The organism is Polynucleobacter sp. TUM22923 (assembly GCF_030295705.1).
In the GTDB taxonomy this organism is placed as follows: domain Bacteria; phylum Pseudomonadota; class Gammaproteobacteria; order Burkholderiales; family Burkholderiaceae; genus Polynucleobacter.
In genome coordinates this window covers 344834-357512 of record NZ_AP027274.1, presented here as the reverse complement: position 1 = coordinate 357512, position 12679 = coordinate 344834, and the positions used below count along the sequence as shown (strand labels likewise).

The window sequence follows — 12679 nt, the reverse complement described above, 5'->3', positions numbered from 1 at the left end:
CGTTACTTAGTCAAAGCGGGTAATGCTCCCGCCACAATGAGGTAAAAAAAGTAGCAAGAACCCAAGGCAATGAGTACGCCAATTAAGTACTGCGGATATCGAATACCCTGCTCCGGAAAGCCTTTTTTCTTGCCGGTAACCATTGATCTTACCAAGTTCTGTTTTTCAATCACACTCATGCCAATAGCGGCAATGATGTGAATGACGACCAAACCAAGAACGAGGCTTGCAACCGCTTCATGTACCTCAGATGAAAAATTAGTAAAAAAGTCTTTCACAATAAGATAACCAGTAAATCCGATCACAATAATTAAAATCATGAGTGCGAACATCACCAAACCGCCTGCAGGATTATGTCCGACATCATGATGAGGGTGGCCACGTAACATTGCTATAAAGTGCTCAATAAAGGCTCGAGGACTCTTGAGGAACTGACTAAATCTTGCATAACGTGTACCAATCACACCCCAAACTAATCGAATGAGAACCAGTAAGCATGCGGTATAGCCGAATGCATAATGAATCATCATCAATCGCTCGCTATCGGAGGTGAGCCAGGCGCCAGCGAAACAAATCACTAGCAGCCAATGAAATACCCTTACCGGCATATCCCACACCATAATTGCTTGCTTCACTTTTTCAGTGGAAACAATAGTATCAATAATAGATGTATTCATTTTGCAGGGATCATAATATTGCTCTCACTAAAGATGCCGTTCGCAGCATCAATATGACAGGCGCCACAATTGGCAGGGCTCTTAATGCCCGCCCTTTTCCATACATCCGGCCTCAGCTCATCGTGCTTACGAATAAACCAAGATGTTTTGGTAATGCGATTTTCTGGTGCAGTCTCGCTGTATTTTTGACGGGTAGTAGCATTCTTTACCAGCCAGCTCGTAATCTCCGCCTGACTCTTTGCATCCACACTAGCATCGGTAGCAAAGTGCTTTGACAGACCAGACATCACATTTTTCCAGCTCTTATCACTAAGCAGCCCTGGTGGATAAGCCATATGGCAACTGGCACACTCAGTCTCATATGACGCAGGCGCATCGGCCGGTATTGGCATCTTCGCCGCAAATGCGGAGGATGCGCAGAACAACAAGTAAAAAGAAATGGAATAAGGGGATCTCATGTTCATAGGGGCTTATTTAACAGTCATTAACCAAGAAAGGACATCTGCCTTTTGTTGAGCAGTGCAATCACTCCCCACTACATCATTACAGTTTCGTTTAAACCATTTCTCTGCCTTGGCTTCATCTGTAAAGCGTGCAGGATTTGCGCTGGGCGCTAAGGGCTTAATCACCTTACCAGTAACAATATGTTTAGTGTCGTGATTGGGAGGATCTTCATGACAAGAGGCACAGCTCCATTCCTTACCATGCTTGATATTAAAAAATTGCTCCCCTCTTGCAGGCGAAGCTTTGCTAGATTGAACCTCATAAGACTTCAGTAAGTTTTGCGGTGTTTCTGCCATTGTCGAGAAACTCAAGCCAACTAAAATACAAAGCGCCCATCTGTTAACCAACATACTCGTTCCTTCGCATTTACTTACTTTCAGTATGCGCTCTTAATATGACAATACGGCGGTCAATTGAAACTCACAATATGACTATGCAACTATGCAACTATGCAACTATGAGCCCACGAACAATACATGCTTCAGAGCACGGATATTTGAGTATCTATATGAGCCTTGATCTAGACTCGAGATTGGACCCCACTAAAAAAATCAATGCCTGGTCAATGGCACACTTTTTTTAGGCGCACTCTAACGCATTGCTTTATATGGGTTTTTGAAGAGCTATGACTTCTTTTAATTTATTAGTCGCAAGCGATTGCACTCAAGAAATACAAAAGCCTCCCCTTAGCAATTCAAGTGGTAGAACCCATGCGCGATATAAACCCCACCCGCCAGCAGCAAAGAGTAATAAAGCCGCAAAATATCGTATCCAAGGATATTGACCAAGTTGAGTCAAAACTGCAGAGAATTTAGAAATTAACAATAAGTTGGGCAAAGTGCCTAAACCAAACGCAAGTAGTAGTGCTGCACCAGTAAGAATGTCACCAGATAAAAAGGCTAGTGGGAGAACGCTGTAAACCAAACCACAAGGCAGCAAACCCCAAAGCATGCCACTAAACCAACGTGATGGCTTAGTGGCTAAGCGTCCAAAATATCTCGTCCAAAAAGTGGCAACTTGAGTACTGAACCATCGGCTACCAGGAAGGTTTCTTGATTTTTTAACCCACAGAAGTCGTAAACCCATCAAAATTAATATTGTTGAAGTCATGACGAACAAAAATCGCTGAATAGGCAAAATAGTTTGTTGCCAAACAATAAGGCCCAACCAAGCCGCCAGTCCGCCCAAAAGGGTGTATGTTGTGATGCGCCCAAGATGCATTACTAGTTGGGAATAAAAGAGATCCGATTTAGCCCTCAAGCGAACTTCTTGGGCTATGGGGCGCTCAATTCCTGCAGCAATACCGCCGCACATGAGGGCGCAATGCCAGCCACTGAGCAGTGCGCCCAAAAAAACTGCTACTAGGAGGCTCAAAGTAAGCATGGCTTACTTAAAATATAAAGCAGGGAAAAGAGATTCTTCATGCTTATAAGAATAAACTGTCAAGATGGTGATCTCAAAATGAATTACAAGCCAGCCGATACCCACAACAATAAATGCTCAGTATGCGTGCTGGGTCAATTTTGCCTTCCAGTTGGGCTTAAAAGCGCCGATGTCTCTAGAATTGATGAACTCATCAAAGAGCGCGTTCACCTCAATAAAGGAGAAAACCTTTATCGCCATGGGGAAGCCTTGAACGCCTTGTATAGCATTCGCTTTGGCACCCTCAAAACAGAACATTGTCTGCAAGACGGCCGCCAGCAAGTCATTGGGTTTCATTTACCAGGAGAAATTATGGGCCTAGATGGCATTGGGAACGGATGCTATCAATCCGACGCCATCGCCCTAGAAGAGAGTGAAGTCTGCATTATTCGCTATGAAGCCTTTAAGGATCTAGCCCATGAAATACCAGACTTACAAAATCAATTCCATCAAATCATGAGTCGAGAGCTCACTCAAGATCAGCGCCATATGCTCTCACTTGGCACAATGCGTGCCGAGGAAAGATTGGCCACCTTCCTGCTCAATTTCTCGCATCGTTTAGCACTACGCGGCTATCTCAATAATGAATTCGATTTACGCATGAGCCGCGAAGAGATAGGCAGCTATCTGGGCATGAAGATTGAAACTGTCAGTCGTATGCTCAAACGCTTCGTAGAAGCAGGACTTATTCAAATCAAGCAACGCCATATTAAACTGATCGATATGGATGCACTATACGAGCTAGCGGCTATTGAAAATCCCGATAGAAATTACTGTAAACCTGTATTTGCTCCAACACAGAACTAGAACAGTTCAGAGTCAACCTCTTTGCTAGGTGTCGATTCAATACCAGGCAAAATATAAGCCGTCAGAGCGCTTGAGGTAGCGCAAAAAATCCAGATCACAAAAAAACCGATGGTATAAATTCCCTCATCTGAAATCCGTAAATGGCTACCAAAAAATAATAAGTCTTGTGGATGAAATGCTGTAAATAACAGTCCCTCTGCAATTCCGGAGATTAAGAATGAAGGCCATAAAATCCAAATGAATAAACGATATTTCATTTTCTAGCTTGCCCTTCTTTGGTTTGCTCCACCTTAAAACCTTGCTTAACCACGCCTTGCCTTAATGGCTTATCCGCATAGAGATTAAATGCTAGCCAAATAGTAATTGCGCATGCAACCATAGCTGCTGCTGGGCCACTAATTAATAGCCAAGGCCATAACTGTCGCCACCAAGGTTTAATCATTTGCTGCTTAGTCATGAATATCCTATCTGAATCAAATCCAATTAACGGGGAATAATAAAAGTTGATTTTTCATTTCGAACTCTTTCAATCGACTGATCTTGAATAATTTCCTGTGCAGCAATATTGAAATAAATAGGGTAATTTCCTGGTTTGTTCGCATCTAAGTCAGTACTAACTTTCACTGGTATCAATTGATTACTTGCAGCATCTACTGTAAATTGCGTAATTTCTTTTCCTTTTGAATCCAAAATAGTAAGGGCTTCTAGGCCTAGAGCCTTCAGCTCAACCCGCATTGGATGCTCAGAGGCATTCATAATCTGAATGCGATAAATATTCTCAATACGCACACCATCTACTTCACGTGCTAAGGCACCCCTATCCCGCATTACATCTACTCGCAGGGGATTGCGAATCATTAAGGAAATTAAAAATAATGAGGTCAGCACTGTAATAAGCGCAATATAAAACAGCACTCTTGGGCGAAAGATCTGTTTTAACGCGTTGTGATTTAACTCCTGGCCCTCAATGGCACGTTCGGTGGTGTAGCGAATTAACCCTTTTGGGTAATTTATTTTTTCCATCACCTGATTGCATGCGTCAATACAAGCACCACAACCTATACACATATATTGCAGGCCATCTCGAATATCAATTCCAGTAGGACACACTTGTACACAAATACTACAATCGACACAGTCGCCCAAATCTAAGGCATGCTGATCATCGGTCCTATGTCGACTTCCCCGTGGTTCACCTCGTACCTTGTCGTAGGTAACCAAGAAAGTATCTTTATCCACCATGACACTTTGAAAGCGCGCATAAGGGCACATGTACTTACAGACTTGCTCCCGCATAAAGCCAGCATTACCCCAGGTAGCAAAGCTATAAAAACAAAGCCAAAATAATTGCCAAGGCCCCAGCGCTAAATGCAGGATAGATTGAGCAAGCGTTTCAATAGGCGTGAAATAACCAATGAAAGTAAACCCAGTCCAAAATGCAATCAGGAGCCAAAGAAAGTGCTTAGTGAGTTTAAGGCGCCACTTTCTGAGCCCCCATGGCCACTCTTCACCATCTAATCGAATACGGGCAAAGCGGTCTCCTTCGACCTTGCGCTCAATCCACATGAAAATTTCGGTATAGACCGTCTGGGGGCAGGCATATCCACAGAACAGACGCCCTGCCACTGCAGTAAATAGAAAGAGGGCCAAAGCTGAAAGAATTAATAACAGCGTCAGGTAAATGATATCTTGCGGCCAAAGCACTAAGCCAAAGATATAAAACTTACGCTGAATTAAGTCAAAAAGGACAGCCTGACGATCATTCAAGCTTAACCAAGGCAAACCATAAAAAAGAAGCTGGGTAACCAAGACCAGTATGAGACGCCAGCGTGCAAAGAGCCCAGAGACTGAACGTGGATATATTTTTTGCCGGACTTCATACAAAGATTGTTCAATAACTTCAATCGGTATTATTTTTCCTCTTGGCATTTGACTAAAAATGCATTACTTGGATAGAGGAGTCTGTCTATTGTTTGATAACCCCCAAACATAGGCTGTTAGTAAGTGTAGTTTTTCAGGGCTCAATACTTTATCTTGAGCAGGCATCATCGCCATACGCCCCTTAGTGATCGTCTCAACAATGGTAGCTTCTGACCCACCATACAGCCAAATATTATCGGCTAGGTTAGGTGCGCCGATAAAGATATTACCTTTTCCATCAACGCCATGACAGGCTACACAGTTAGCTTTAAATACCTCGGCACCCTGATCAGATCTGCTCTGATTATTAGGCAAACCGGACAGACTACGGACATAGTTGGCAACGTCTGCTATCTGCTTTTGATCCAACTGCGGAAATGGTGGCATGACTCCGGAGCGGCCATTGATTAAGGTAGTTTTAATATTCTCTGGTGAGCCACCATAGAGCCAATCCCCATCAGTTAAGTTGGGAAAGCCCTTGGAGCCACCCGCATCAGAACCATGACACTGTGCGCAAGAATTTAAAAATAAGCGTTGCCCCATGTCGCGAGCCTTAGAATCTCCTGCAACCTGCTCGATATTCATCTCAACATATTTTGCATATACTGGCTTCAAATCGTCATTTGCAGTGGTCATTGATTCCACTAATTCACTATTAGCACTCCATTTCAATAGCCCCGGAAATGTGCCAAGACCCGGATATAGAACAAGGTATACCAAGGCAAAAATACAGGCCATCAGGAACATCCACATCCACCAACGGGGCAATGGATTATTGAGTTCTCGTAAATCCTCGTCCCATACATGCCCTGTATCAGCAACAGCGCCATCATCCGCAAGAATGACATTAGTCTTGCGTTGAGTAAACAATAACCAGATACACCAAACAATACCGGCCAACGTTACTAACGCAATATATAAGCTCCAACCCGAACTCAGAAAGTCACTCATGATTTGTCCTCGCTAAATTCATCAGGAAGATCAAATGGAAGTTCGGCTGATTCTTGATTTGCAGGCTTTCTTTTTGCAGACCAGGCCCACCAAACTATTCCTAAAAAAAAGACTAGGCCTAGTACAGTTGAAATTGCGGAGAGGTAGGAGTTAATATTATTCATAGGGCATTTATTCCAATTGATTACTTCGTCTCAACCTCATTAACGATGATGTATCTGCGATTTATACCAAGGCCTTGAAGATAGGCAACTAAGGCATCTAATTCTGTCTTACCCTCTAACTCTTGGGGCGCATTTGCAATTTGCTCATCTGTATAGGGAATACCTAGGCGGCGCATTGCAAGTAAGTGCGACTGAATAGAGCTTGCATCAGCGGCATTATTTGCCAACCATGGATAGGCAGGCATATTGGACTCAGGCACTACATCGCGCGGATTATTTAGATGAATCTGATGCCAAGCGTCAGAGTATCTTGCGCCAACACGGGCTAAATCAGGACCGGTGCGCTTGCTACCCCATAAAAATGGATGGTCATAGACAGACTCGCCAGCAAGAGAATACGGGCCATAACGCTCAACTTCGGATCGTAGCGTGCGAATCTGCTGTGAGTGACAACCTACACATCCTTCACGCTGATATATATCGCGTCCAGCTAAACGCAAAGCCGAATAAGGCGTCACTCCAGGACTGGGCTCAGTAGTAGTATGCTGAAAAAATAAAGGCACAATTTGCACAAGACCGGCTACTGAAATAGCGGCAACAGTAGCAATAATTAACCAACCTACATTGCGCTCAAGCGTTTCATGGGAAAAAAATCGGCGTTGTTCTGACATATTTTTATCCTTGGTGAGAGAGGTTTAATGCTTGCGGAATAGGTGCGTCAATAAATTCCTTGTGCTCGACTGTTTTATAGACGTTGTAAGCCATCAGTAACATACCGCCTAGATAACATAAGCCGCCGATAAGTCGAATGACATAAAAAGGATATGTTGCTTTTACCGACTCCACAAAACTATAAGTAAGCGTGCCATCAGCTTCAAATGCTCTCCACATCAAACCTTGCATGACCCCTGCAATCCACATAGCTGCTATATAAATAACTACACCAATAGTGGCAATCCAAAAATGCAGCTCAATTAGCTTAGTGCTGTACATATCTTTTTGACCGACCAAGCGCGGTATTAAATAATATAAAGAGCCAATAGTGATCATTGCTACCCAGCCTAATGCACCAGAATGTACATGTCCAATAGTCCAATCGGTATAGTGCGACAAGCTATTGACGGTCTTGATTGACATCATCGAGCCCTCAAAAGTAGACATGCCATAAAAGGACAATGCAACAACCAAGAATTTCAGAATAGGGTCTGTTCGTAATTTATGCCAAGCGCCAGACAAAGTCATAATGCCGTTAATCATGCCACCCCATGAAGGTGCCAACAGAATGAGAGAGAACACCATGCCTAGAGATTGCGTCCAATCTGGCAGAGAACTATAGAGCAGGTGGTGCGGACCCGCCCACATATATGTAAAATTTAAAGCCCAAAAATGGACTATAGATAATCGATAAGAATAAATGGGGCGATCTGCTTGTTTGGGTATGAAGTAATACATCATTCCTAAGAAGCTTGTAGTCAAGAAAAAGCCCACTGCATTATGGCCGTACCACCACTGAATCATTGCATCTTGAGCCCCACCATATGCTGAATATGACTTGAATAAGCTCGCTGGCATTTCAATATTATTGACAATATGCAAAACCGCAATGGTCAATATATAGGCACCGAAAAACCAGTTTGAAACATAAATATGCTTCGTCTTACGCTTGATTAAGGTTCCAAAAAATACTATTGCATAAGCCACCCAGACAACAGTGATCAGTAAGTCAATAGGCCACTCTAATTCGGCATATTCTTTTGAAGTAGAAATACCCAAGGGTAAGGTGATAGCCGCCAAAACGATCACTGCCTGCCAACCCCAAAAGGTAAATGCGGCTAACTTATCGCAAAATAAACGAACCTGACAGGTGCGCTGAACGATGTAATAGGAGGTAGCGAAAAGCGCCGAGCCACCAAAAGCGAAGATCACGGCATTGGTATGTAATGGACGTAAACGTCCGTAACTTAACCATGGGATATTGAAAGTAATTTCAGGCCAAACGAGCTGAGCCGCAAGAATAACCCCCACCAACATGCCGACGATTCCCCATAGCACTGTAACAATGGCAAATTGGCTGACAACTTTGTAATTAAAGTTATCTTGATTACCCCCCACAGTAAGCCCCATGGTTTCTCCCTTATTGATGACCAAATATCGACTAAGCTACATAGACTGATTTGATTATCAAATATGGCATATAGATCAATTTGATCTATATCAAAAACTAAGCGGCTTTGTCATCCTTTTGTGAAGTGGGGGCATCTTCATCCATCAAGATTGATTGACCTGGTCCCACTAAATCATCAAACTGACCACTCTGAATAGCCCACCGCAAAATCCAAACTAAGAGGCCGATAAGGTGTAGCGACAAGGGAATGAGAACGAAAAGACTTTCCATCTCTTTAGTTTATGCCTTTCTGAGGCGCCAAGCATTTAAGGTCACTGCCAAAGAAGATAAAGACATACCAACCCCTGCAATCCAAGGATTAACTAAGCCCATCATGGCAAATGGAATCGCAATCAGGTTATATATTAATGCCCACAATAGATTTTGTTTAATAATGACCTGAGTTTTGTTGGCCAGTAGTAATGCTCGCGCCAATGGCTCCAAAGAGCTTGCCGTTAGAACAGCATCTGCACCAGCAGCGGCCAATGGTGCACCAGAACCGATGGCAACTGATACGCTTGCACGCGCTAAGAGCGGCGCATCATTTACGCCATCACCAATAGCCCAGACAAGAGCACCTTGCTTTTGAAGGTCCTCAATATATTCATATTTTCCCTGAGGGGTACATCCCCCCAGATAACTTTCAATGCCTACATGCGATGCCCACCATGCTACTGTGTTGGGATCATCACCCGATACTAGATGAACGTGAATGCCCCTAGATTGAGCGGCTTTTAACAAACTTTCTAAGCCAGCCCGTGGCGTATCTAAGAAAATAAAACTAGCGATCAATCCACTGGCATCACTTAAATGCACCTCCCCGTACGGCCCAGGTTTCGCTATTTTCTTCACACCTATCCAGCTTGCACTACCCAGTCGATAGGAGCCTGAGCTTAGCCCTTGCCCCAAATGATTCATGACTGGTTCGGCTAAGTTCAGGGGGCATATCACCTCCTTCTCAGCCACGCGAAGCAAGGCAAGTGCTAAGGGGTGCCGCTGCCCAGACTCTAATGCTGCCGCCAAAGCCAACACATCGTGACGAGTATGAGTATCCCTGTGATAAACAATCTCCAATAACTCAGGCAGCCCCATGGTCAAGGTACCAGTCTTATCCAATACTAAATCGGTTACATTTGCCAATTCTTCCATAACGTGCCCACGAATTATTAGAAGTCCTTGCTTAGTAACTGCGCCCTGAGCTGCAGCCACTGCAGTTGGCACTGCAAGTGATAATGCACAAGGACAGCTCACTACTAAAACAGAAACAAGTACCGTCCATGCTTTGCTTGGATCAATCCATAACCAAACAGCAGCAGTAATAAAGGCTGTCAATATCAGGCAAAGAACAAAATAAGCAGCCCACTTTTCAGCAAGACTAACCATTCTTGGCTTTGTGAGTAAGGCCTTATCCAGAAGCGCCGCAATACCAGCGATCCGAGTTGACTGACCTATAGCATCTACTCTCATCAATAGTGGATTTAAAATATTGTGTGTACCGGCATAAACAGCATCACCAATCTTCTTATAAACCGGCTTAGACTCCCCGCTCAGCAATGATTCATCTAAAGCGCTCTCGTTTTCAATCAAAATACCGTCTACAGGAATAATGTCGCCTGGAGAAACCCGCAATACATCTCCTAGCCCGCAATTAACTACCGGCACAATTGTTACTTGCGTCGAGCCAGGGTAATTAGTCAGGCGATCGCAAATTGCAGGTAATTGCTTTGCCAATGCCTCCGCTCCTCCTTGTGCGTCTTGTCTAGCCAATAATTCAACATAACGAGCGGCTAAGATAAAAGCAACGAACATGGTGATGGAATCGAAATAGATCTGGCCAGTACCACTAATGAGGTTTATGGTGCCCGCCGTAAACGCCAAAGCTAAAGCTAAAGCAATTGGCACATCCATACCCAATATATGCGTCTTGTGAAAAGACTGCATGCTACGCCAAGCCGTCTGAAATATGGGCCCGGCAGAATAGGTCATCACAGGCACTGTTAGTACCCAGCTCGTCCAATTTAATAGCAAACTATGTTCAGAAGCAATATCTGCACCTACATAGGTAGGCCAGGCATACATCATGACTTGCATCGTCCCCAACAGCGCTACGCCAAGGCGCGTAAGCAGTGACCGTCTCTCCTCTTTCGCCCTCTCCATCAATAAAGAAGGCTCAAAAGGCCAAGCCTCATAACCAATGCGCTCAATTTCAAATAGCAATCTAGCTAAGCTGATTTTCTCCGGGGAAAAACGCACCATCACTTTTTGATTAACGTAGTTTATTTGGACATCTAGAACACCTACCAACCGCCGTAAATGATGTTCACATAACCAAACACAGGCAGCGCAGCGGATTTTTTCTAACCGTAAAGTAGTTTCTAAAACACCAGTATCCCCATAAGGCCTAGTAAATCGATTTCGCAAAGAAAGGTCATCATAAGGCTTAAGCTTTTCTGGAATCTCATTGAGGGCTAAGTACGCCTCTGGCTTTATATTCACTTGCGAACGCTTGGAATAAAAGATTGACAAGCCATCGCCATGGATTGTTTGGGCAATAGCCATACAACCAGCGCAGCAAAATTGGCGCATTACACCGCTTAAACTGGCCTCAACTAACTCTTTTGGCTCTGTTGTGCTTAAGCAGTGATAGCAAGTTGAGGCTAACTCTTTACTCATAAAGTTATTGTGCAAGAAATAGATCAAATCCTTTTGATCTAAATCAAAAGCCGAATGTTTTTTTAGTCAACCTAGCTTCAAAAGCGAAGTGGGATACAGTTCGAGGATTGGTAAAAGACTTAATTTATGGCCTTAAATATCAATCTCTTGCGAAGCTGGTGAATAAGTCCTTCTCATATCATTCACTACCTGATGTAGCTTTATTGAGTATCTAAAAATAGCCATTGGAATTTATAGCATTAAAGAAACAAAATTCCCCGCCGTTACTTTGGCCATACATCTACATCCGTAATTCAAGCCTTTGCCCCATAACCAACAGCACAGTCACTTTTTCACACTACAAACTATTGATTTTTATGAGATTTTGACTAGATTTTTCGATCTAACTAGACGCTTACAATTAATAACGCCTAACTGGCCTACTGATAGCATGCTGTTGTTTCTCAAGATGGCGAAAGATAATTCGACCTTTATTTAAGTCATACATAGAGACTTCTACAGTAACCTTATCGCCAGCTAATATACGAATGTGATTTTTCTTCATCTTGCCGGCGGTATAGGCAATCAACTGATGGCTATTTTCGAGGGTAACCTTAAAGCGAGAATCGGGCAGAATCTCATCAACCACGCCGTCCATTTCCAATAATTCTTCTTTTGCCATTTAATTCTTTCTAGGGTGGAAATTAAAAAGCCCAGCAAAACTGGGCTTTTTACGAAGAGGCTTATTAAAGCCTTAGATTCGCTTGATTTATTAAGCTGGTTGAATATTTGAAGCCTGCTTACCTTTTGGTCCCATCGTTTCATCGAAAGTAACTCGCTGACCTTCAGCCAATGATTTAAAGCCATTGCTATTAATTGCTGAAAAATGAGCGAATAGATCTTCACCACCCGCATCAGGGGTAATAAAACCAAAACCTTTAGCGTCGTTGAACCATTTCACAATTCCGTTTGCCATATCTGACTATTCCTTAAAAAAATAAAAAAGAGGGCTGTGCCCCATATAGGGCGAAAGTCAAGAATGGCGGGGAAATGCTGAGTAGAACTAACGCAGAACTGCGGTATTAATCCCTAGTACAACAACACTATTAGCTTGAAAATCGCAGTTTATATTATATTCTAGAGAGTCCCATAGTAGGTCAATTTGACCTTGCCCAGCTTCAGAGCATTCATTTTGGGCTCTTTAAGGACGTATATGACTGGGCTAGCAAGATTCGTAGCGTAGATATTAGTCGTGGTAATGGTCGTTTTGCCAATGTGCGCTTTATTGAATCTACGGCAAATGGCATTTTTAACAAGCTATTTCGCGAAAACTGGCTCAAAGGCTTAAATGCTGATCTCCTATCAAAAAGACTGGCTCACTATTTATCGTAGATAAACGCCCCTCACCCTTTTCGAGA

At 43.3% G+C, this 12679-nt stretch carries 15 protein-coding genes; 1 reads left to right on the top strand and 14 read right to left on the bottom strand.

The window, feature by feature from the left end; all coding sequences use genetic code 11:
* Positions 1–2 precede the first annotated feature (2 nt).
* The 4 genes from QUD86_RS01930 to QUD86_RS01915 all read right to left on the bottom strand — a co-directional run bounded on the left by QUD86_RS01930 (position 3) and on the right by QUD86_RS01915 (position 2564).
* Positions 3–677: a cytochrome b/b6 domain-containing protein gene (locus tag QUD86_RS01930; protein WP_286297655.1), complete on the bottom strand. Its 675-nt coding sequence runs from the start codon at positions 675–677 to the stop codon at positions 3–5.
* Positions 674–1141: a diheme cytochrome c gene (locus tag QUD86_RS01925; RefSeq protein ID WP_286297654.1), complete on the bottom strand. Its 468-nt coding sequence runs from the start codon at positions 1139–1141 to the stop codon at positions 674–676. Before QUD86_RS01925 ends, QUD86_RS01930 begins: the two co-directional genes overlap by 4 nt.
* Positions 1142–1147: 6 nt before the next feature.
* Complete coding sequence (locus tag QUD86_RS01920) at positions 1148–1531, bottom strand: DUF1924 domain-containing protein (protein ID WP_502928874.1); 384 nt, start codon at positions 1529–1531, stop codon at positions 1148–1150.
* Positions 1532–1844: 313 nt separating this feature from the next.
* Positions 1845–2564, bottom strand: a complete 720-nt coding sequence (locus tag QUD86_RS01915) for a sulfite exporter TauE/SafE family protein (RefSeq protein ID WP_286297653.1) — start codon at positions 2562–2564, stop codon at positions 1845–1847.
* A 78-nt stretch (positions 2565–2642) separates the two neighbouring features.
* Here QUD86_RS01915 and QUD86_RS01910 point away from each other — a divergent pair, with 78 nt between their 5' ends.
* A complete protein-coding gene (locus tag QUD86_RS01910) occupies positions 2643–3410 on the top strand; it encodes a helix-turn-helix domain-containing protein (RefSeq protein WP_286298585.1) in 768 nt (255 codons plus the stop codon).
* Here QUD86_RS01910 and QUD86_RS01905 read toward each other — a convergent pair.
* The 10 genes from QUD86_RS01905 to QUD86_RS01855 all read right to left on the bottom strand — a co-directional run bounded on the left by QUD86_RS01905 (position 3407) and on the right by QUD86_RS01855 (position 12237).
* A complete protein-coding gene (locus QUD86_RS01905; RefSeq protein WP_286297652.1) occupies positions 3407–3667 on the bottom strand; it encodes a hypothetical protein in 261 nt (86 codons plus the stop codon). The two genes, QUD86_RS01910 and QUD86_RS01905, sit on opposite strands and share 4 nt — an antisense overlap.
* Entirely contained in the window at positions 3664–3867 is a 204-nt protein-coding gene (locus tag QUD86_RS01900; protein ID WP_286297651.1) for a hypothetical protein, read from the bottom strand. Before QUD86_RS01900 ends, QUD86_RS01905 begins: the two co-directional genes overlap by 4 nt.
* A gap of 26 nt (positions 3868–3893) precedes the next feature.
* Positions 3894–5339: a cytochrome c oxidase accessory protein CcoG gene (gene ccoG / locus QUD86_RS01895; protein ID WP_286297650.1), complete on the bottom strand. Its 1446-nt coding sequence runs from the start codon at positions 5337–5339 to the stop codon at positions 3894–3896.
* Positions 5340–5354: 15 nt separating this feature from the next.
* On the bottom strand, positions 5355–6281 hold the full coding sequence (gene ccoP / locus QUD86_RS01890) for a cytochrome-c oxidase, cbb3-type subunit III (protein ID WP_286297648.1): 927 nt from the start codon (positions 6279–6281) through the stop codon (positions 5355–5357).
* A 184-nt stretch (positions 6282–6465) separates the two neighbouring features.
* A complete protein-coding gene (gene ccoO / locus QUD86_RS01880) occupies positions 6466–7116 on the bottom strand; it encodes a cytochrome-c oxidase, cbb3-type subunit II (RefSeq protein ID WP_286297647.1) in 651 nt (216 codons plus the stop codon).
* Positions 7117–7120: 4 nt separating this feature from the next.
* Positions 7121–8569, bottom strand: coding sequence for a cytochrome-c oxidase, cbb3-type subunit I (ccoN, locus tag QUD86_RS01875; protein ID WP_286297646.1), 1449 nt, complete (start codon positions 8567–8569; stop codon positions 7121–7123).
* A gap of 97 nt (positions 8570–8666) precedes the next feature.
* Complete coding sequence (gene ccoS, locus QUD86_RS01870; RefSeq protein WP_286297644.1) at positions 8667–8840, bottom strand: cbb3-type cytochrome oxidase assembly protein CcoS; 174 nt, start codon at positions 8838–8840, stop codon at positions 8667–8669.
* Positions 8841–8849: 9 nt separating this feature from the next.
* Positions 8850–11282: a heavy metal translocating P-type ATPase gene (locus QUD86_RS01865; RefSeq protein ID WP_286297643.1), complete on the bottom strand. Its 2433-nt coding sequence runs from the start codon at positions 11280–11282 to the stop codon at positions 8850–8852.
* 400 nt (positions 11283–11682) lie between these two features.
* Entirely contained in the window at positions 11683–11943 is a 261-nt protein-coding gene (gene infA / locus QUD86_RS01860; RefSeq protein ID WP_286297640.1) for a translation initiation factor IF-1, read from the bottom strand.
* Positions 11944–12033: 90 nt separating this feature from the next.
* The gene (locus QUD86_RS01855) at positions 12034–12237 is read right to left on the bottom strand and encodes a cold-shock protein (RefSeq protein ID WP_286297638.1); all 204 of its coding nucleotides are present in this window, start codon (positions 12235–12237) and stop codon (positions 12034–12036) included.
* Between the last annotated feature and the right edge of the window lie 442 nt (positions 12238–12679).